Source organism: Bacillus cereus group sp. N8, from assembly GCF_016483685.1.
Lineage (GTDB): Bacteria > Bacillota > Bacilli > Bacillales > Bacillaceae_G > Bacillus_A > Bacillus_A proteolyticus.
This window is the reverse complement of the sequence record NZ_JAEHBK010000009.1, coordinates 41,110-62,909: the sequence shown is the minus strand read 5'-3', so window position 1 is coordinate 62,909 and position 21,800 is coordinate 41,110. Positions and strand designations below refer to the sequence as shown.

Here is a 21,800-nt window from a genome sequence, read left to right as displayed (position 1 = left end):
TATCATTAAAAAGAATTCTTCAGTATCCACCTTCACTATAAAGCACCTTTTTTGAAAGCGCAAACATTTATTTTTCTATATATCCTTTTTATTAAAGTTTATATAATAAAAAATTCATTCTTCTACTTTCTTTATTTCAACTCGCTTAATTTGATGCATATCCTTTTCAAGAACTTTAAAAGAAAAGCCGTGTTTCTCAATAATGTCCCCCTCAGCAACGATTTGATTTTGTACCATAAACCACCCACCAATTGTATCAACATCATCAGCAACCAAATGTATGCCAAATAAATCATTTACTTCGCTAATAAGCACTTTCCCCTCTACAATTTTACACACTTCACTTATATGCTCTATTGGTGGATGTTCATCTTCATCGTATTCATCTCGGATTTCTCCAACAATTTCTTCTAAAATATCTTCTAATGTAACGATTCCTGCTGTGCCACCATATTCATCATATAATACAGCTAATGGAATGCGCTTTCTTTGCATTTGCAATAATAAATCATGGATTGGGATATTTTCTAACACTTCAATAACTGGACGTGTATATGGTGTAATCGAACACTCTTCATCTCGATTACCATCCATATAACGAATAAATAAGTCCTTTACATTAACCATCCCAATAATTTCATCTTTATCTTCACCAAATACTGGATATCTCGTATATTTTTCTTGAGCAATTACTTTAATATGTGTCTCAAACGGCTCATCTTCATATAAACCAACAACTTCAGTACGAGGTACCATGATTTCCTTCGCTAACCTGTTATCAAATTCAAAGATATTATTTACATATTTAAATTCAGCTTGATTAATCTCGCCACTCTCATAACTCTCAGACAAGATTAATCTTAGTTCCTCCTCAGAATGCGCAACTTCATGTTCAGAAGCGGGATGTAAGCCAAATAAGCCTGTCACAAATCGTGCAGAGCCATTTAAAGCCCAAATAAATGGATACATAACTCGGTAAAAATAAATAAGGGGCTTTGATAATAATAAGCTAACTTGCTCTGCTTTTTGGATTGCAAAAGTCTTTGGAGCAAGTTCACCAATTACAACATGTAAAAATGTAATTACTGCAAAGGCAATAATAAATGAAACTGTACTGGAAATTGCAGGAGATAAATGTACCTTTAAAAATAACGGCTCAAGTAAATGTTTAATGGTTGGCTCCCCTAACCACCCGAGCCCTAAGGCAGTAATCGTAATCCCTAACTGACATGCTGATAAATACTCATCTAAATTTGAAGTTACTTTTTTCGCTGCCAATGCTCCTCGCTTTTTTTCACTGACGAGTTGATCAATACGACTGCTACGTACCTTAATAATTGCAAACTCTACAGCTACAAAAAAACCTGTTAGCGCAATCAGAACAGCTACCATCAATAATTTTAAAATATCCACATATGTCCTTTAGCTTTTCTTAGCTAAAGTTACACCTCCTTTAAAAAAGAAGTTTCACTTTAGTTTCTTCATTTACTTGAAAGCAACCCTACATAAAATTCACCAATTTTCAGTCCTCATACAATTCTAATGGCAAACCGTCAGGATCTTGAAAAAAGACGAATTTTTTTCCCGTTATCTCGTCAACACGTATCGATTCCGTCTCAACATCACATCGTTTTAAATGTTTAACAGCTTCTTCTATATCAGTAACGGCAAAAGCTAAATGCCTAAGCCCAGCAGCCTCCGGAAAGCTTGCGCGGTTAGGCGGATTTGGAAATGAAAATAATTCAATTTGATACTCTTCTCCTACACATAAATCTAACTTATAAGAATTTCGTTCCTTTCTGTATACTTCATTCATCACTTTGAAACCTAATATTCGTGTATAAAAATCCTTTGACACTTCATAATTTGAACTAATAATTGCAACGTGATGTACTCTACATATATTCATGATTCCTCTATTCCTTTCTTTACTAAACATGCATATTCTCCTTTTAAATGAAAAACATATATAGCAGAATATCTCTTTTAGGGGGGCTTATTATGAAATTTATCACTTTTTTCGTTGGACTTATCGTTGTTTTTTTTCTTGCCTACATTGCTAGCAACAATAAAAAACATATTAAATTCAAACCAATTTTTATCATGCTTATTATACAGTTAATTTTAACTTATTTATTATTAAATACAGAAATTGGCCTCATACTTATTACGATAATTTCCAATCTGTTTACAAGGCTACTTGGGTATGCTGCCAGTGGAATAAATTTTGTATTTGGGGGTCTTGCAAATAAAGGAGAAATGCCATTTTTCCTTAACGTATTATTACCGATTGTTTTCATCTCAGTCTTAATTGGTATATTACAACATTTCAAAATACTACCATTCTTTATTCGTTGGATTGGTTTCTTTCTTAGTAAAATAAACGGTCTTGGTAAATTGGAATCTTACAACGCCATCGCTTCCGCTATTGTCGGCCAATCAGAAGTTTTCATTACGGTAAAAAAACAATTAGCCCAAATTCCAAAACATCGACTTTATACACTTTGCGCCTCTGCTATGTCAACAGTATCTATGTCCATTGTCGGTGCCTATATGACAATGATCGAACCAAAATATGTAGTAACCGCACTCGTTCTCAATTTATTTAGCGGTTTTATTATCGTACTCATTATTAACCCTTACGACGTTAACGATGATGAAGACATTTTGGAAATCAAAGGGGAAAAACAAAGTTTCTTTGAAATGCTTGGGGAATACATTCTTGATGGTTTTCGCGTAGCAATTGTCGTCGGTGCTATGCTCATTGGATTCGTCGCATTAATGAGTTGTATTAATGACCTATTCCTCATTATATTTGGAGTTACTTTCCAACAAATAATAGGCTATGTATTCGCCCCTATTGCATTTCTTATCGGCGTACCAAGTTCTGAAATTGTCACAGCTGGTAGCATTATGGCAACGAAGCTTGTAACAAATGAATTTGTAGCAATGATGGATCTTAGTAAAATTTCCAGCACGCTCTCTATCCGTACAGTTGGTATTATTTCTGTCTTCCTCGTTTCTTTTGCTAACTTTTCTTCCATTGGAATTATTTCCGGTGCGGTAAAAGGGTTAAACGAAGAACAAGGAAATGTCGTTGCCCGCTTTGGCCTAAAATTACTATACGGAGCTACTCTTGTTAGCATTTTATCTGCGATTATTGTAAGTATTATGCTTTAATTAGGTAAAATTTTATCATTTTCTTATCCTTGTCTTTTGTATACAATAACGAATAGGTGTCTTATAAATAATCAAGACATCTATTTTTTATACATGTACAATACCTTTTATTTAGCGTACAATATTTTTTATGTGTTTTAATACACTTCTAGATGTATACACTTTGATTGTTTTAAAGGAGAAAAAATGATGAAATCCGACATTAACAAAGAAACTCGAGCCAAAAAAGGACGTTCAAAGAAAAAGCGCCTACTTTGGTTCATTCTTATTCCCTTACTTATTGTAGCAATAGGAGCAGGAGGTTACTCCTTCCATATATACAGTAAAGCAAAATCCGTCTTAAGCAACGCCTATTCTGAACTCGGCCGAGGAGATAAATCCAGCAAACGTGAAAAAGTCGTTAAACCTATGACTGACAATATTTCTGTCCTTATTATGGGCGTTGATGAAAGTGATATTAGGGACAAGGATTATGGAAAAGCGACTCGTACGGATGCGTTATTACTTGCAACAATTAATAAAAACGATAAATCCGTTAAACTTGTCAGCATTCCACGCGATTCACGCGTCTACATTAAATCACGTGATAAATACGATAAAATTACACATGCGCACGTATTCGGTGGTGTAGACAGCACGATTGATACAGTAGAGACCTTTTTAGACGTTCCAGTTGACTACTATGTAAAATTCAACTTTAAATCCTTTATCAAAATCGTTGATTCCCTTGGTGGTATTACTGTCGATGTTCCCGTTGAGTTTACAGAACAAAATAGTAAAGACGAAGCAAATGCAATTCATCTAGAAAAAGGACGTCAACATTTAAATGGAGAAGAAGCACTTGCACTAGCTAGAACTCGTCATATTGATAGTGATTATATGCGTGGTCAACGACAACAACTTGTTTTAGAAGCTATTGCGGAAAAAGCACTATCGCTCAATTCCGTTAATAAAATCGGAAGCTTATTAGATGCTGTCGATAAAGATTTAAAAACAAACTTAACTTTTGATGATATGATGGCTATTGCAAAAAGTTCCATGGATTCAAATTTAAAAATGGATAAATTGCAAGTGGAAGGTACTGATAAATATATAGGTGGTATTTATTATTACGTTCCAAACGAAAAAAGTGTTAATGATATATCGACAACACTTCAAGAACATCTCGGTGTTACGAATAAAAATGAGCATAAAAAATTATAATAAAAAGGCTGCTAGATTTTTCTAAGCAGCCTTTTTATTATAATTTTCAACATATTTCTCGTACATATTGTGACAAAAAGAGACAATTATTACATCAGTGTAACATTTTTTATAAAAACATTACACGCATAGTGAAAATAATAGTATACTAGTACGTACATAATGTTATTTTCATCATTTTTATACAAAAAATGTCATACATATATTTATACAAATTTTTCTGGGGGGAAATAAATGAAGCTACGCAAAATACTGATCGGTTCCACTATCGCTGGTGGCATATTACTTTGTGTTGGTGGTGTTGGTGGATATCAATACGTATCCAAATTAAATGATCAACTGAATACAACTGCATTACCAAACACTACATTTGAAGGTATTTCTCTTGATGGAAAAAATAAAGCAGATATTCAAGCAATTATTAATCAAAAAGTAAATGAATTAGATCAAAAATCCCTTACCTACATATTCCAAGATGATAAACAAACTTACACATGGAAAGATTTAGGGATAAATTATAAAGAGAAAGATATTGTAAACAAAATCTTTAAAGAACAAGAAGGAAACGTAATGAGTCGTTACAAAATGCGGAAGCAAGCTGAAAACGATGAATTAAAACGTGACTATAAATTAACACCACAATTAAATACAACAGCTTATGAAGCCTTTATAAAAGATAAGTATAATGAAACATTAAAAAATCCTGTTAATGCAGAATTAAGTGTTGAAGGCTCTACAGTAAATGTTAGTCAAAGTCAAAACGGAGAAAAAATTGATAAAGGAAAACTAAACGATTTAACAAACGAAGCTATTACTACTGGTATATCAGATGTTACATTACCGGTTACATTAATAAAACCAGAACGTTCTACAGAAGATATACAGAAAATGGGGATTAAAGAAGTAATTGCTGAATACTCGACTCCAATGGCTGGCCGTAATGGAAATCAGTCTTATAACGTAAATAAATCAGCTAATACTTTAAGTGGAGTTATTGTAGCACCTGATGAAACGTTTAGTTTTAATGACCGTGTTGGCGTAACTGATGCTGCACATGGTTATAAATCCGCAGCAGTATATTCACAAGGTAAAGTTATACAAAGTGCAGGCGGAGGCGTTTGCCAAGTCAGTAGTACTTTATATAGCGCAGCTTTAAGGGCAGATTTAGGAATTGTTTCTCGAAGTAATCATTCTATGCCCGTAAATTATTTACCACTTGGGCAAGATGCAGCCGTCGCAGATTATGGTCCAGATTTAAAATTTAAAAACAATACAGGTAAGCATATTTACATTCAAGCATTTTCAAATGGAGGTAGTATTACTACACGTATTTTCGGTACAAATACTGGCAAAAATGTTGAAGTTTCTTCTCAAGTAGTTAGTAATACTGGTGATAAAATAACCGCGGTTACATATAAAAAGGTAACACAAAATGGTGAAGTAATATCAAATGGACAAATTTCAAAAAGCGTATATAAAAGTGCCCCAAAACAATAAGATACTATTAAACGGACAAATTTTAAAAAGAAAAAGGCGTGAGTAGATCACGCCTTTTTCTTTTGCAATAATAGTAAAAAATTTTCAAGATGGTCTTTCGTTTCTTCTAAAGACCACATACGATTTCCTTGCTTCGCAGCTAATACGCACGCTTCTTCCCATGCGTTCTTTTTCTTCATATATACTAATTCATCACGTAATTTCAAAACAATTTCTTCTTCTTCTTGCTCTATAAACTCTTTCATCACACTCACTATTTCATCCTCATGAATACTTAACGTACAGTACGATTTAAGAAAGTATTGTAATGTCGTATACATATGTACTCCCCCTTCTTATTTGTCAGATGGATAAGAAGTAATGATCTTATATCCTAATTCTCCTGATTTATCTCTCGCTAAAACAGTAACAGTTTTTACTAACTTGTCTTTTACATTCATATTTTTCTTTATTACCGTTTTTCCAACTGGGAATGAATGAGTTGTATTTAACACAAGACGAGCTTCTTTAGAATTTTTTAACCAATCCTGAATTTCCTTATCATGTTGCTTCAAACTATCTTTTACAGCTTTCGTCGCTGTTTCTTTATCATAGTATGTACTTGCCGCTGATACTTTATCTGTCTTCAAACGATTCTTCAAATCCTCTTCTGATTTACCTACATGCCTTTCAATCGTATGACCATTTTTCGGTGGTCCTTCCATTTCATCTAAAATATTATCACTAATTTTTTCTACTGATGTAGAATGATCCTCTTTTGGTTTTTCTGTTTTTTGTTCTTTTCCTGCACATCCACTTAAAATCAGCATTAGTGCCAATAAACCACTCAAGAAAAGACTACTTAGTCGTTTCATCATATCACCTCTTCCATGATTATTATCGTAACTCCACTAAAAGTCAATTTCACAAAGAAAAAACGTATATAGTTTTAAAGTTTCTCATTCATTTTTCTATATTTCCAACATACTTTCATCAAACCACTGTTTTTTGCCTACCTTAAAATATACCCCCATGATTTTACAATTATTTCCCGAACAAAAATACCAATCATAATACTCCAAAAACCCTTTAAATATAATATTTATGGAGTGTTTTTAAAACAAACTAAATATACCCCTATTTTTATATACCCAATACCCATATATGGTATACAGATCTCTTTTTATTAACTGTTTTCTACATTATGTAAATTTACACTTGCCTACACAATAGAAATATGGTGTAATGCAAAAAAAGATAAAGGATTTTACAAGATGGCTGAAACAATTCAAAACTTCTTAACAGATTATTATTCAATCGCAATTCCACTTAGTATCTTAATCAACATCATCATCAGTCTTTTAGGTTTTATCCCTAGTATTTTTTTGACCGCTATTAACATACAGCTCTTTGGTGTAACAAACGGAACCATTATTTCGATCGCAGGTGAGGCATTAGGGGCTATTATCTCGTTTTATATTTATCGTATAGGCCTTCAAAAGTTCACTCACGATAAAGTAAATAAGTACCCAAAGGTAAAGCGTCTTCTTTATGTAAAAGGCAGAGAAGCCTTTCTACTCGTCCTATCTTTCCGTCTTATCCCTTTCATTCCGTCCAGTATCGTGACTTTATTTGCAGCTCTAGGTAAAATGTCATTACTATCCTTCAGTATTGCCAGTACAATAGGTAAAATACCGGCTTTGTTAATCGAAGTATATTCTGCCTATCATGTCATGAATGGAACGAATGAAGCGAAGTGGATTGTAACAATCGCGGGCGCTATTGGATTGTTTTATTTGTGGAAAAAATGGAGAAAAAAATAAAGAAGGAGCCTATGCTCCTTCTTTATTTTTGAAGTATTTTATTAATAACTATCCTTTAAAGCCTTAGTTTACACCAACAGCACTAAATGATTGCTTCACTGCATTTACTTCTGCAGAGCTAGCACCATATAAATCCGCTGCAGCTTGTACTGCACCAGCACGAGCTTGACTAAATGTAGTAGATTGCGTGAAATACTGTGTGTTTGCACGGTAGTAAATCGCACCTAATTTATCTTTACCGATACCAGTTACAGTTACACCAGAATGCGTACCACCATTTGCTAATAAATAAGCTTGTTTGTTAATAATGCCACTGTTTGTATGAACGCCACCGTTATCACTTGAACCAGTGTAACGTTTAGAATAATGGTCTGGGTCACCATATTTCGCTGGATCACTCATAGAACGAAGTGCATCTCCCGCCTTACCAGGTGTATAAATATCTTCACCGATCTCCCAATCTGGGTTACGGTTATCATAGAACTCTACTAAAGTACCAAAGATATCAGAGATTGCTTCATTTAGCGCTCCTGATTCATTTTGATAAATTAAATCTGAACTGTTCTCCGTAACAGCATGCGTTAATTCGTGACCAATTACATCAATGCCGCCAGATAATGAAGTAAATGTTACACCATCACCGTCTCCGTATACCATTTGAGAGCCATTCCAGAACGCGTTATTATACTTACTTCCGTAATGAACTGTTGATTTTAATGGTGCTCCTGCATCATTAATAGAGTTTCTGTTAAATGTAGCTTTATAATAATCATATGTCTTACCTGCATAGTAATGAGCATCAACTGCCGCTGCATCATATGTTGCATTGAAAACATTATCTGCATCTGTCCATAATGTTCCTGGTAACGTCGAACGATTTTTCGCATCATATGTGAAAATCGTTGCTCCGCGCGTATTATCTTGTAAATAGTAAGAAGATCCAGATAACGTTGTATTGATTGATTTCGTATCTCCTAATACCCCTTTACCTGTCCCTACTTTGTTTGTTCCAGTTACAGGTTTTCCAGCTGCTTTCGCTTCTTGTTTAGGAGCATCTTGTTTAACTGGTGACTTATCATCATTCGTTACATGATCAAGTTTATTATATTTATTTAATACTTTACCACTTTCCGCTTCAATGAAATAGTAATAGTTTCCTGGATTTGGCTCTAAGAAGTTTAAATTCACAACATATGCATATGTTGTTTCTTCACCGTTTTGATATACATATAAGTCCGCTTTTGGATCTACCTCATATTTAGGTGTTACTCCTAAATCTTGTTGTGCGATTTCAATTGCTTTTGCGCCTTCAATCTTATTTTTATTTTTCAACTTTTCCTTCTTGTCTAAATCAGGCGCAACTGTTCCAGACAATACCTTTAAAGAACCATCTTTACTTACGTGAGCTACTTGAGTAGATCCCCATACAGGTACTCCCTCGTAAACTTGTTGCATACGTACTACTGTTGAATCAGTCACAGCGTCTTTTTTCACTTGCTTCACTTTGAAAGAATCTTGCGCACTCTTTTCCCCTAACTTATAATCACCTTTTGCCGCGTTTAAGTAATCAAACACAACAGATTCCGCTTTCTTACCAGTCGCTCCAGTTAGATCACCGGAAATAAACTCAGGTGACTGTACCGTCTCATTGTACTTCTTAGTAGAGAGCACATTTTTAGAATCCGCAAATGCAGAGCCTGTCCCTCCGAACGTAGTAACTGCCATTCCTGCCGCTAACACTAACGCTAAACTCTTCTTTTTCATCTAACATTCCCCCTAATAAATTTTTTTGAAAAAGAGTAATTTCATATTAGCATTATGTTTTCACTATTAATATACTAAAAATTCAAATAACTTTTTTCTCAAGTTTTGTAGAATTTTGAGGAACAAATATTGAAAAACCCCTTTCCGATTGGAAAGGGGTTTTTCAATATTTTCTTAACCATAAATATCGGGATTAGAATAATTTATACCTCTTTTTTCCGAAAAATTAAAACCATAAATATCTGGATTAGAATATTGTATACTTCCTTCTTGTAAAGACTTCAATCCATATATATCCGGATTGGAATAATTCACTGATCCTTCTTTCAGGGATTTTACTCCATATATATCTGGATTAGAATAGTTAACTCCTAAAGACAACATCGCCACTAAACCCATCCCTACCACACCATATATACGTCTTTTCAATTCAATTCCTCCTTTTCTTCCAACACTTTAATCGCTTCTTTATAATATTTATTACTTTCTTCATACTTAAATTCATTCTCAAAATACATTGCTAATTCTAAATAAGCATTTTTCAATTCTTTCATACTACCTACACTTTTAAAGAATGGAATAGCTTCATTCTCTAAAAATCTCTTAAACTCTTGAGATTCTCCAAAATATTTATACTTAAATATACAGAACGAATAAATCATTTTATTATATTTTTCATCACTACGTGAGCAATCAATTCCTTTTTCTATCCATTCCTGCGCTTCTTCATAACGTTTAAGATGAATGCATTGTTTAGCCAGTCCATAAATTGTTTCAATATAATTCATATTGACAGCCTTCTGCAATTCGAAACTTTGAAGAAAATAGTTTTTAGATTTATCATGCTCATTTTTATAATGGTATAATTCCCCCATATTATTTAAGGTCATAGCTTTAATCATATCTTTTTCCGCAAAAGAATCTACTTCTCTTAATATACTCTCATAAATCTTTAAAGCTTCTTCATACTGCGCTTTTTCCACATAACTTAAAGCAATAATTGTTTGACAATTGATCACATAACGAAATTTATATTCGTTACGGAACCCTTCCATAGCAATATGAGCAAAATGCATGGCTAAATGCGGTATATTTAGATGGCTATATGCAAGACTCAAATTATAATATATGCCATTTTCAAAATACCCTTGTTCTCTAGCCATTTCTTCCGTCTCAATTAAATACTCCAAGCTTTCCTTATGCTTATATTGCAAACTAAGTAATATAGCCTTACTATACGTATAAAGCATCTTTTGAAAAGGTGAATATTTCTTATAAACCTTTTTCAGTCTATCTAACTCTTCTTCAAGTACAGAAATATCCCTTTTCATAATTAAATATCGCGTATAAAGTAACTTATAATAGTTTATAATTTCAAAATCCAAAACATGCTTCATTTCACCTTGCAACTCTTCGTATATGCGCTCTACTTGTTGCTTGTCCAAATGAATTAGCGCATTCAACCATTCATCCAACTTCACCTTCACATCTTCTTCTACATCTCTCAAATCCGTCACAGCAATCTCTAATCTTGTGCAGAGCAATTGTAGAATCTCTTCTGATGCTTCTATCTTTCCATTTTCGATCTTACTTAAGTATGAGACAGAACAAATGCCCTGACATAATTCTTCTTGTGTCATTTTTTGCTGTAGCCGTTTATAAAAAACTTGCTTGCCTATTTTTTCTAATGTTTGTTGCATTGTCCTCCTCCATTCTCATTACCCCCATTACTCTAATAATACATAAAATCTAGAGAAATATAAATTGATAAATGTAAATTTTCTAAAAAATATGCATTATTTCATTTTTTTCTCTCTTGACTTCACTCCCTATTACTTCTTTGCTACGCAAGGGGAAAAATTGGTATACTATAACCAAATTACGGAGGTGTTTTCGCAATGAATCATTATAAAGACGATAGTTACGCCTTACATACAGATTTATATCAAATCAACATGGCTTATACATATTGGAAAGATGGTATTCATAATCGCCGTTCTGTTTTTGATTTATACTTTCGAAAGCTTCCATTCGAAAACGGCTATGCTGTTTTTGCTGGTCTTGAGAAAATTGTAGAGTACATAGAAAATTTCAGTTTTACCGAAAGTGACATCGCTTATTTAGCAGAGCTGCAATTTGAAGAAGACTTCCTTCATTATTTACAAAACATGAAATTTACTGGAACGATTCGTAGTATGCAAGAAGGTGAAGTTGTTTTTAATAATGAGCCTTTATTACGGGTTGATGCACCACTCGGTGAGGCACAAATAATTGAAACCGCCCTCTTAAATATTGTAAATTACCAAACATTAATTGCTACAAAAGCTGCACGTATGAAGCACGCTGCAAATAATGATGAGCTTTTAGAGTTCGGTACAAGACGCGCTCATGAGTTTGATGCTGCCCTTTGGGGAACACGAGCTGCCTTTATTGGTGGTTTCTCATCTACAAGCAACGTTCGTGCTGGAAAACGCTTCGGGATACCTGTAGCCGGCACACATGCTCACTCTTTCGTTCAAGCGTATCGCGATGAATATGTCGCGTTTAAAAAATACGCTGAAACTCATAAAAAATGTGTCTTTCTCGTTGATACATATGACACATTAAAATCTGGTGTTCCAAATGCGATTCGTGTCGCACAAGAATTTGGAGATCGCATTGATTTCTATGGCATTCGTCTTGATAGTGGCGATATGGCTTATTTGTCTAAAAAGGCAAGAATATTACTAGATGAGGCTGGATTTACAAATACAAAAATTATTGCTTCTAGCGATTTAGATGAATACACAATTATGCACCTTAAATCTCAAGGAGCAAAAATTGACGTATGGGGTGTTGGAACAAAATTAATTACATCCTTTGAGCAACCAGCATTAGGGGCTGTTTACAAACTAGTTGCGATTGAAGATACTGACGGGAAATTAAATGACACGATTAAAATTTCATCTAACCCTGAAAAGATTACAACTCCAGGGCTTAAACGAATTTATCGTATAGTCAACAGGGTTAATAATCATGCTGAAGGCGATTATATTGCGTTAGATTCTGAAGAGCCCGAAAAAGAAGAACGCTTAAAAATGTTCCACCCCGTTCACACATATATAAGTAAATTCGTGACAAACTTTGAAGCACGTGAACTGCATAAAGACATTTTCGTTAACGGTGAAAGAACATATGAACTACCAAGTATATTAGATATTCAAAAATATAACGAACAGAGTCTCGCTCTATTTTGGGAAGAATACATGCGAACTTTAAACCCCGAAGAGTATCCCGTCGATTTAAGCCAAGAGTGCTGGGATCATAAAATGAATTATATTCAAACTGTTCGCGAACAAGTTGAAAAAAACATACAAAAATAAACAGAGAAGTTTCCTCCTTCTCTGTTTTTTCAATACTATATGGATATTTGTAAAAAATATATTAAAATAACAAGAAGAATATTTTTTATTCGTAAAATTCAATATTGCGTTATTCAAAACTAAAATAATATTTGATATTATTTTATTAAGTCAATTTCGACAAAATAACCGATAAAAAAGAGGACGCGGGTTGCGTCCTCTTTTTTATAAATCTTTCACTCGTAGTACACGCATTGCATTTAAAACTGCAAGTAATGTCACACCAACATCTGAGAAGACCGCTTCCCACATTGTTGCAATACCAAAGGCACCAAGTAATAAAACTAGCCCTTTTACACCTAATGCAAATATAATATTTTGCCATACAATACTACGTGTACGTTTTGCAATTTTAACAGCTGTTGCAATTTTTGAAGGTTCATCAGTCATTATAACGATATCTGCAGCTTCAATCGCTGCATCCGATCCTAAGCCACCCATCGCAATACCAACGTCCGCTCTCGCTAATACTGGCGTATCGTTAATACCATCACCGACGAATGCAATCTTTTCTTTACCGTGTTTTGCTGCATCAATTTTTTCGATTTCTTCTACTTTTTGGTGTGGTAATAATTCGGCATGCACTTCATCTAAACCTAATTCTTTACCAACAGCTTCACCAACTGATTTTGCATCACCAGTTAACATGACTGTCTTCTTAATACCTAGTTCTTTTAACTTTTGAATTGCTTGTTTTGAATCTTCTTTTACCTCATCAGAGATAACAATATAACCTGCATATTTACCATCTACAGCAACATGAACTAGTGTACCTACTGTATTTGGTTGCTTAAATGTAATGTTTTCTTTTCTCATTAATTTAGCATTACCTGCGAAAATTTCTTTTCCTTGTACCTTTACAACCGTACCATGACCAGAAATTTCACTATAGTCTTCAATACTATTTTCATCGATTGATTTTCCATATGCATTTCGAATAGATTGTGCGATTGGATGATTTGAATATACTTCGGCAAACGCTGCATACTCTAACAGTTCTTCACTAGTAGTACCTTCACTTGGCTCCATTTTTGTAACTTTAAAGACACCTTTTGTTAATGTACCCGTTTTATCAAAGACGATATATTTCACATCATTCAATGCCTCTAAATAGTTACTTCCTTTTACTAAAATCCCACTTTTAGATGCACCACCAATACCTCCAAAGAATCCAAGAGGAATGGATACGACTAACGCACATGGACAAGAGATAACTAAGAATACTAAAGCTCTATAAATCCACTCGGAGAATGTAGCACCTTCTAAAATAAGCGGTGGAATAAACGCCATAATCGCTGCTGTAATAACTACAACAGGAGTATAATAGCGAGCAAATTTCGTAATAAAGTTTTCTGTCGGCGCTTTTTTACTACTTGCATTTTGTACTAAATCTAAAATTTTTGATACAGTAGATTCACCAAATTCTTTTGTAACTTCAATTGTTAATACACCATTTTGGTTTACAAAACCACTTAATACGTCATTACCAACTTCTACTTCACGCGGTACAGATTCACCTGTAAGTGCTGAAGTATCCATCATTGATGTTCCCTCAACTACTTTCCCATCTAACGGTACTTTCTCACCTGGTTTCACAATAATATAATCACCAATTTGCACATCCTCTGGTGATACTTGTTTCGTTTCATTTCCAACCTTTACATTCGCATAATCAGGACGAATATCCATTAATGAAGTAATTGATTTTCGCGAGCGATTTACTGCAATACTTTGGAATAGTTCCCCTACTTGATAAAATAGCATTACCGCAACAGCTTCTGAATATTGTTGAATTGCAAAAGCTCCTACAGTTGCAATTGCCATTAAAAAGTTTTCATCGAATACTTGGCCGCGAGTTATGTTTCTTACCGCTCTCCAAACGATATCTCCACCTATTAATAAATACGCAAGGACGAATAACGGAATTGTTATCATTTGTGGTAAATCAGCTAAGGCAGCAATTCCTGTCAAAATTCCACCGACTACTAATCGCCCTATCATCTTTTTCACATTTGCTTCACCATGGTCGTGACTATGTCCGTGGTCATGGCCGCTCTTTTCTTCACGAACAACTTTCACATCTGGTTCTAACTTTTGAACGACATTTTTTATATCTTCTACAGTCGATTCTAACTCTCTTTTATTCGCAACTTCTACTCGTAATTTCTTTGATACGAAATCAACAGTTGCTTCTGAAACTGTCGGCATTTCCTTAACTTTATTTTCAATCTTCATTGCACAGTTCGCGCAATCTAAACCTTCTAATATAAAAACTTCTTTTGCCGATTTTGTTTTTTGCTCTTCTTGCACTTTAATATGTGGTTCTAACTTTGTAACAAGCTGTTTCGCTTCTGTCACAACTTCAGTTTCTTTATTTTGTGCTGTTTCTAAAACCATCGTCTTAGTTGCAAAGTTTACAGAACAAGATGTTACTCCCTCTATATTCCCAACACCCTTTTCAATTTTCATTGCACAATTCGCACAATCTAAGCCTTCTAGCATAAGTTTCTTTTTCACTAATGCTTCTGCCATCGTTCTCCCTCCTCGCGTTTTTATTCTTCCTCGTTTACGTGTTCAAACGCTTGCTCGAAGATATGAATTACGTGTTGATCAGCCAATGAATAATAAACTACCTTTCCTTCTTTACGGTTCTTTACAAGCTTTGCTTGCTTTAATACACGAAGCTGATGTGAGATTGAAGATTGCGTCATTCCTAATAAATAAGCTAAATCACAAACACACATTTCAGCTTCAAATAATGCATGTAATATTCTCGTACGTGTACGGTCACCTAATACTTTAAATAATTCTGCTACTTTACTTAAACTTTCATCCGTCGGAATTGTTTGCTTCACTTGATCCACGACTTCCTCATGAATTACCGTTTGAGAACAAGTTTCCTGCGGTGTTTCTACTTTATTTTCAGCCATTATAGCTCACCTCTTTAATTGAACATATGAACAACTGTTCATATATCTTATACTTTTATTATATGAGCGCCTACTCATATGTGTCAATAAAATCCGAAAGATTTTTTTGACAATTTCGTTCACATTTCAACATGCACATATCAATATTCTCCGCATCCATCATACTCTTCATACAAAAAGGATGCACGAAAACTATCGTGCATCCTTCTCTTATTTACCCGACATTAACTGCCCGTAAAAGCCCGATTGATGAAGGCTAATAATCAGTGGCGATGAAGCCACCCACTGATTAAAGTTTCACTTTATTACCTTTCACTGCATCCACAATTAATGAAGCAAATCCTAATTTACCATCTTGATTTCTATGATCAAAACGTTTCGATCGATAAATGAATCCTTTCTTTTCATCCCAATCATTATAATGAAACTCACCATTCTCATCACAATATTCTAAAACCCTCACTTGAAAACCTGCTGATTCAAACATGGACGTGATCGTTTTATAGTTATGAACGATTTTGTGGCTTGCCGCTGGATGATCTAATAGACCTGGTCCGCCTACTTGTACACCTTCCTGATATTCTTCATCTGGAAAAAATGCATCTGGTACTGCACAACGAATATATCCATCCTCCGTTAAAAACTCATAACAAATTTTTGCCGCTTCGATTCCTTCTTCGTACGATAAATGCTCCCATACATGTTCCGCTAAAATTACTGATAAAGAATTAAGCTGAAATTTATTAAGCCACGTTGCTCTTTTTAATAAATTTAATTCTTCTTCATTCGTATGTAACCAACCAGGGTTATTATTGTATCCCTCTGCTCCAACGACAACTTTTATATCTTCTTTTATTCTCATTCTTACACCCCTTTTGCATATTACGACATACAAAATTCTATAAAACCATATCCATTCCCTTTATATTTACATAATAAAAAGCCTTGCGCGTTCCCTAGACGCACAAGGCTTACTATCTTATATCCCTTTTATTTAGCTTTTTTTAATTAGCTTTTTCTAAACTATCTTGCGAACTTCCATCGTCTTTTAAATGACTATGTTTTTTCGAATAAACAAAGTATACAACCACTCCGATTGCTAACCAAATACCGAAGTAAATCCATGTTGTTAATGGTAAATTTAGCATTAAGAATAGACAGCATGCAACTGAAATAATCGGTAAGATTGGTACAAGTGGTACCATAAATCCACGTTGTAATTTCGGATGCGTTTTACGAAGAATGATGACAGTTACACCAACCATCGCAAATGTTAATAACGCTCCAATATTCGCTAAATTCGACAATTCTTTTAAATCGATAAATCCAGCAATTAAAGCACTACCAATCCCTGTTAACCAAACTGAAAATGTTGGTGCTTCTGTTTTCTTGTTAATTTTCGCAAAAGATTTTGGCAACAAACCGTCACGGCTCATAGCGAAGAATACACGTGTCGTAGCGTAGATGTATGCGAAAATTACAGCCATAATACCAATTACAGCTCCAATAGCAATTACACCAGCCACTTTATCTTGTCCTACAACTTCTAGTACATAAGCCATTGCTTCCGGTACATCTAATTCCTTGTAAGAAACCATACCTGTCATAACAAGACAAACTACAACGTAAATGATTGTACAAATGACTAATGAAGCAATAATACCAATCGGTAGATCACGTTGCGGATTTTTTACTTCTTCAGCAGAAGTTGCTAATGCATCAAATCCTAAGAAAGCGAAGAATACTGCTGCTCCTCCAGCGAAGACTCCACTTATGCCGTACGGTGCAAATGGTATCCAGTTTTCTGGTTTCACGTAGAATACACCAACTGCAATGAATAAAACAACAATACCAATTTTAATTAATACCATTATATTATTCACACGCTTACTTTCTTTTGTACCTCGTGATAATAACCAAGTTATCACCAACGTAACGATAATTGCGGGTAAGTTCACCATACCACCTTGCGATGGAATCGTTAACAATGCTTTTGGAATTTCAAGTCCCAATCCGCTCACTAAATTATTGAAATAACCTGTCCATCCGCCAGCTACTGCGGCAGTTGTTACGACATATACGGATAACAATGTCCATCCCATTAAATGGGCAACAAACTCACCAATTGTTGCATATGAATATGTGTATACACTACCTGAAACTGGAAGTGTAGATGCAACCTCTGCATAACATAAAGCTGCAAATCCACAAACAATTGCTGCAATCATGAATGAAAAAATAACTGCTGGACCAGCATCTCTTGCTGCTACTAATCCCGTTAATACTAGAACTCCTGTACCAATTATCGCACCAATCCCTAGCATTGTTAGGTCGAATGCCCCTAGCGTTTTCGTCAAAGTTTTACTTTTACTTTCCCCTAACAATTGCGTAACGGATTTCTTTTTAAATAGGTTGGCCACGATGAATGCCCCCTTTTACCAAGAAGAGCTAAGAGGTATTATCTCTTAGCTCTTATCATGTTGTTTTATATATTGTTCGATTTTGTTTTGTATAATGCTTCTATTAGCAAGATACTGTTTCTGCTTCTAATAATTCTTTAGCACCTTTGTACTCTACACCGTGAGCTTCTGCAACTGCTTCGAATGTTACATAGCCTTCTAATGTATTAATACCTTTTAATAATGCAGTGTTGCCTAGGCATGCTTCTTTGTAGCCTTTGTTAGCAATTTGTACTGCATATGGTACTGTTACGTTTGTTAATGCAAGAGTTGATGTACGTGGAACCGCACCTGGCATGTTTGCAACTGCATAGTGAACAACACCGTGTTTTTCATAAGTTGGGTTATCATGAGTTGTAATACGGTCAGTTGTTTCGAAAATACCACCTTGATCAATCGCGATATCTACAACAACAGAACCTGGTTCCATTGATTTAATCATTTCTTCTGTTACAAGTTTTGGTGCTTTTGCACCTGGGATTAATACTGCACCGATTACAAGATCAGATTCTTTTACAGCTTCTGCAATATTATAAGGATTAGACATTAAAGTTTTTACTTGGTTTCCGAAAATGTCATCTAATTGACGAAGACGTTCTGCGCTTAAGTCGATGATTGTTACATCCGCACCTAGTCCAACTGCAATTTTAGCAGCATTTGTACCAGCTTGTCCACCACCGATAATTGTTACTTTACCACGTTTAACTCCTGGTACACCTGCAAGTAAGATACCTTTACCGCCTTTGTTTTTCTCAAGGAATTGCGCACCGATTTGTGCAGCCATACGACCAGCTACTTCACTCATAGGTGCAAGTAATGGTAATGAACGGTTTTCTAATTGTACTGTTTCATATGCGATAGCAACAACTTTCTTCTCGATTAACGCTTTTGTTAATTCTGGTTCTGGAGCTAAGTGTAAGTATGTGAATAAGATTAAACCTTCACTGAAGTGCTTGTATTCGCTTTCAACTGGTTCCTTAACTTTCATAACCATTTCCATGTTCCAAGCTTCTTCAGCTGTATCAACAATTTTTGCTCCCGCTTCAACATACTGAGCATCTGTGAAACCAGATCCTAAACCTGCACCCTTTTGAATGAATACTTCGTGATTGTTACGAATTAAATGTACAACACCTGCTGGTGTCATTGCCACACGGTTTTCGTTGTTTTTAATTTCTGCTGGTACCCCAATACGCATAATGAAATGCCCCCTTATAATTAACAGAAAAAAGGAATTCTTTTTTCTTTTTGTAATAATTAATAACTTATGTCCTTATTCTAGCATAACTTAAAAGTTATGAAAACGCTAACATACTTTTTTTTTAAAGTTTATATATTTAGAATAGTGTAAATATACGAAACATTGATTCTATTGGATTATCCGTGCCATTCCATTATCTATCACTCTATTTACATTATATCCATTCAAAACGCATAGTAATTATTTATTATTTGACAATAATGTAACAATGCAAAAAAACTAAGTAGTTACGTATACATATACACTTATTACTTTGTACAATACTTTAGAAATATATTCTTTTCATAAAAAAACAGCTACTAGCATTTAGCCAGCAGCTGGATAACTTATAAATAACTTTGAAAATAAATCTTCTGTCGTTTCAGTAATTTTATCAAACATATCACTTTCACGATCTTCTTGCTCTTTTAACATCTTAATTGTTTCGCGTGCGTCTTCAGGGTAATCGGTAATGATACCATCCACGTTTAACTTATAATATGCCTTTAAACTTTCCATATCATTTACTGTCCATACGTAAAGTGGTTTATTTAGCTTTCTCGCTTCTTTCACTAGGCGTTTATTTAACATATATTCTTCTGCTACATAGAAATCCGCCTGTACATTCTTTAAATTAGCCCTGCTTGCAAACAATACATACCCTACTTTTATATCCGGATTTGCACGCTTAAACTCTTTAATAAGCGGGTAATGTAACGTTTGAATTACACATTGTTTCTCAAAATCGTTCTCTTTAATTGTTTTTAGTACTTTCTTTACGAAATCCTTCTCATTACCGTGAAGTTTCACTTCTATATTAAGTTTTATTTTGCCCTTTGCAAGCTTAATGATCTCATCAAGTGTACTTATTTGTCCCGAGAATCCATCTTGACTAAGAGTAAGCTTTCTTAGCTCATCCATCGTCAAATCCGATACATGCACATTCGCATTCGCAAGACGTTTCAACTTCAAATCATGTATGACCGCTAGTTCGCCATCTTTCGTTTGCAAAACATCTATTTCTGCATAGTCTGCTTTTGCATCAATGGCACCTTGTACTGCTTCTTTCGTATTCTCTACACCTTTTGATATATATCCACGGTGCGCCATAATAATTGGTTCTTTATATGTGTTTGAAATAAAGGTCACAATGAAGGCAACGACCATTCCAGCAGTAATAATCCCCACGATATATACACCAATAAATTTCCAACGGTGTTTTTTAAAGAAACATTTATCTGCTTTTGTTTTTGAATAATCTAATCCTTCTTCTAATAAAACATCTTCAACCGAAACTTTCTGTAAGTATAATCTTGTTAACGCCATAATATAAAACGGCGTCATAATGAAGCTAAATAAATACAATGTACTCGTTAAGAAGACTGAAATCGTTGACTCCGCTAATAGCGCAAATGTCCCTTCTGGGTTCGTAAATTCGTATACGCCCCATAAACAGAGTAAATACACTCCTATAAATAAAAGAAAGACCATTCCTACAGAGATGAAAACTCCTACTAAAAAGAACAACACTTTAAAAAAGCTTTCTTTTACTAAGTTCGCACTTTTACGTGCTGCCGTGCGAAATGGTTTTTCTTCTAATACAATAATAGGTAACACAAAAATCCAACGAAGATTTAAATAAGCAACTACAGCAAAGAAAGCATAATAACCAACCTGACCCATTGTCGTCTTAAATAGTTCACCTGTAATAAAATTAGGAATTTGAATTTCAGGAATCAATGCAGATTTATATCCCATACTTAATAGCGGTAATAGTACAACTGCATACAACACAAATCCTGGTAAGCAATATGTAAAAAGAGAAGGTAAATACGTTACTGTTTTATACAAAATCGGACGTAATCTTACCTTTTGCCTTTTATGAGCGAAATACGAAATGATAATAAGCACTGCAAATTCCGTAAAAATGAGAAACAATGCTAGTATCGATAAAATTACAATCGCCAAAATCCCATATGGTGTTTTCAAAAATGCTACTAATTCATCATTTGTCGCATTTGCATAACCACCAAAGTACAATAACTTATTGAAAATAATACCTAAGAGGGGGATAAATACGATTGCAGCTAACAATTTATAGAAGAGCTGAAATGTTAGCACATTCCAAAAAGCAAATTGTACAGTTTGAAAGGAATGTCTCATTACTCCTGGTATAGATAGTCTTTTACGGTGTTGCATATATTCCTCCACATTCTAAAACTATATTTGAGATGGATTCCACATTTCCAATTTCAATCCATCTTTTTAATAATAATATATTCCGCTTAACATGAACACTCTTATACATATAATGAAAAAAGTGA

At 34.4% G+C, this 21,800-nt stretch carries 18 protein-coding genes; 5 read left to right on the top strand and 13 right to left on the bottom strand.

Going from position 1 to position 21,800, the window contains the following annotated elements:
- Positions 1-114: 114 nt before the first annotated feature.
- On the bottom strand, positions 115-1,413 hold the full coding sequence (locus JDS80_RS15275) for a hemolysin family protein (protein WP_071772166.1): 1,299 nt from the start codon (positions 1,411-1,413) through the stop codon (positions 115-117).
- Between the two features lie 109 nt (positions 1,414-1,522).
- Complete coding sequence (gene gloA2 / locus JDS80_RS15270) at positions 1,523-1,909, bottom strand: SMU1112c/YaeR family gloxylase I-like metalloprotein (protein WP_071743863.1); 387 nt, start codon at positions 1,907-1,909, stop codon at positions 1,523-1,525.
- Positions 1,910-2,001: 92 nt separating this feature from the next.
- Between gloA2 and JDS80_RS15265 the strand changes: the two genes are divergently transcribed.
- The 3 genes from JDS80_RS15265 to JDS80_RS15255 all read left to right on the top strand — a co-directional run bounded on the left by JDS80_RS15265 (position 2,002) and on the right by JDS80_RS15255 (position 5,880).
- The gene (locus JDS80_RS15265; RefSeq protein ID WP_199639091.1) at positions 2,002-3,180 is read left to right on the top strand and encodes a NupC/NupG family nucleoside CNT transporter; all 1,179 of its coding nucleotides are present in this window, start codon (positions 2,002-2,004) and stop codon (positions 3,178-3,180) included.
- 186 nt (positions 3,181-3,366) lie between these two features.
- Positions 3,367-4,383 (top strand): LCP family glycopolymer transferase, encoded by a 1,017-nt coding sequence (locus JDS80_RS15260; protein ID WP_346011376.1) that lies wholly within the window; start codon positions 3,367-3,369, stop codon positions 4,381-4,383.
- Positions 4,384-4,617: 234 nt separating this feature from the next.
- Positions 4,618-5,880 carry a VanW family protein gene (locus tag JDS80_RS15255; protein WP_199639087.1) on the top strand — a complete coding sequence of 421 codons (1,263 nt, stop codon included), beginning with the start codon at positions 4,618-4,620 and terminating at the stop codon, positions 5,878-5,880.
- Between the two features lie 47 nt (positions 5,881-5,927).
- Here JDS80_RS15255 and JDS80_RS15250 read toward each other — a convergent pair whose 3' ends face one another.
- Both JDS80_RS15250 and JDS80_RS15245 read right to left on the bottom strand, forming a co-directional pair.
- Entirely contained in the window at positions 5,928-6,200 is a 273-nt protein-coding gene (locus JDS80_RS15250) for a hypothetical protein (protein WP_199639085.1), read from the bottom strand.
- A 15-nt stretch (positions 6,201-6,215) separates the two neighbouring features.
- Entirely contained in the window at positions 6,216-6,734 is a 519-nt protein-coding gene (locus JDS80_RS15245; RefSeq protein ID WP_071743808.1) for an RNase A-like domain-containing lipoprotein, read from the bottom strand.
- Between the two features lie 399 nt (positions 6,735-7,133).
- Here JDS80_RS15245 and JDS80_RS15240 point away from each other — a divergent pair, with 399 nt between their 5' ends.
- A complete protein-coding gene (locus tag JDS80_RS15240) occupies positions 7,134-7,682 on the top strand; it encodes a TVP38/TMEM64 family protein (protein ID WP_199639083.1) in 549 nt (182 codons plus the stop codon).
- 63 nt (positions 7,683-7,745) lie between these two features.
- On the opposite strand, the gene JDS80_RS15235 is transcribed toward JDS80_RS15240, so the two are convergent.
- The 3 genes from JDS80_RS15235 to JDS80_RS15225 all read right to left on the bottom strand — a co-directional run bounded on the left by JDS80_RS15235 (position 7,746) and on the right by JDS80_RS15225 (position 11,146).
- Positions 7,746-9,446 carry a M4 family metallopeptidase gene (locus tag JDS80_RS15235; protein ID WP_199639081.1) on the bottom strand — a complete coding sequence of 567 codons (1,701 nt, stop codon included), beginning with the start codon at positions 9,444-9,446 and terminating at the stop codon, positions 7,746-7,748.
- A gap of 174 nt (positions 9,447-9,620) precedes the next feature.
- A complete protein-coding gene (locus tag JDS80_RS15230; RefSeq protein ID WP_071772159.1) occupies positions 9,621-9,875 on the bottom strand; it encodes a hypothetical protein in 255 nt (84 codons plus the stop codon).
- Complete coding sequence (locus tag JDS80_RS15225) at positions 9,872-11,146, bottom strand: tetratricopeptide repeat protein (RefSeq protein ID WP_071772158.1); 1,275 nt, start codon at positions 11,144-11,146, stop codon at positions 9,872-9,874. Before JDS80_RS15225 ends, JDS80_RS15230 begins: the two co-directional genes overlap by 4 nt.
- A 198-nt stretch (positions 11,147-11,344) precedes the next feature.
- Here JDS80_RS15225 and JDS80_RS15220 point away from each other — a divergent pair, with 198 nt between their 5' ends.
- Positions 11,345-12,808 (top strand): nicotinate phosphoribosyltransferase, encoded by a 1,464-nt coding sequence (locus JDS80_RS15220; protein ID WP_199639079.1) that lies wholly within the window; start codon positions 11,345-11,347, stop codon positions 12,806-12,808.
- 204 nt (positions 12,809-13,012) lie between these two features.
- Here the strand turns inward: JDS80_RS15220 and JDS80_RS15215 are convergent, their stop codons facing one another.
- The 6 genes from JDS80_RS15215 to JDS80_RS15190 form a co-directional block, all read right to left on the bottom strand.
- Positions 13,013-15,379 (bottom strand): heavy metal translocating P-type ATPase, encoded by a 2,367-nt coding sequence (locus JDS80_RS15215; RefSeq protein WP_199639077.1) that lies wholly within the window; start codon positions 15,377-15,379, stop codon positions 13,013-13,015.
- A gap of 20 nt (positions 15,380-15,399) precedes the next feature.
- Positions 15,400-15,777, bottom strand: a complete 378-nt coding sequence (locus JDS80_RS15210) for an ArsR/SmtB family transcription factor (protein WP_000829679.1) — start codon at positions 15,775-15,777, stop codon at positions 15,400-15,402.
- A gap of 289 nt (positions 15,778-16,066) precedes the next feature.
- Entirely contained in the window at positions 16,067-16,639 is a 573-nt protein-coding gene (locus JDS80_RS15205; RefSeq protein WP_199639075.1) for a class I SAM-dependent methyltransferase, read from the bottom strand.
- Between the two features lie 142 nt (positions 16,640-16,781).
- On the bottom strand, positions 16,782-18,197 hold the full coding sequence (locus tag JDS80_RS15200; protein WP_199639073.1) for an amino acid permease: 1,416 nt from the start codon (positions 18,195-18,197) through the stop codon (positions 16,782-16,784).
- A gap of 103 nt (positions 18,198-18,300) precedes the next feature.
- Positions 18,301-19,434: an alanine dehydrogenase gene (gene ald, locus JDS80_RS15195; RefSeq protein ID WP_071743816.1), complete on the bottom strand. Its 1,134-nt coding sequence runs from the start codon at positions 19,432-19,434 to the stop codon at positions 18,301-18,303.
- Between the two features lie 369 nt (positions 19,435-19,803).
- Complete coding sequence (locus JDS80_RS15190) at positions 19,804-21,675, bottom strand: glycerophosphoryl diester phosphodiesterase membrane domain-containing protein (RefSeq protein WP_199639071.1); 1,872 nt, start codon at positions 21,673-21,675, stop codon at positions 19,804-19,806.
- Between the last annotated feature and the right edge of the window lie 125 nt (positions 21,676-21,800).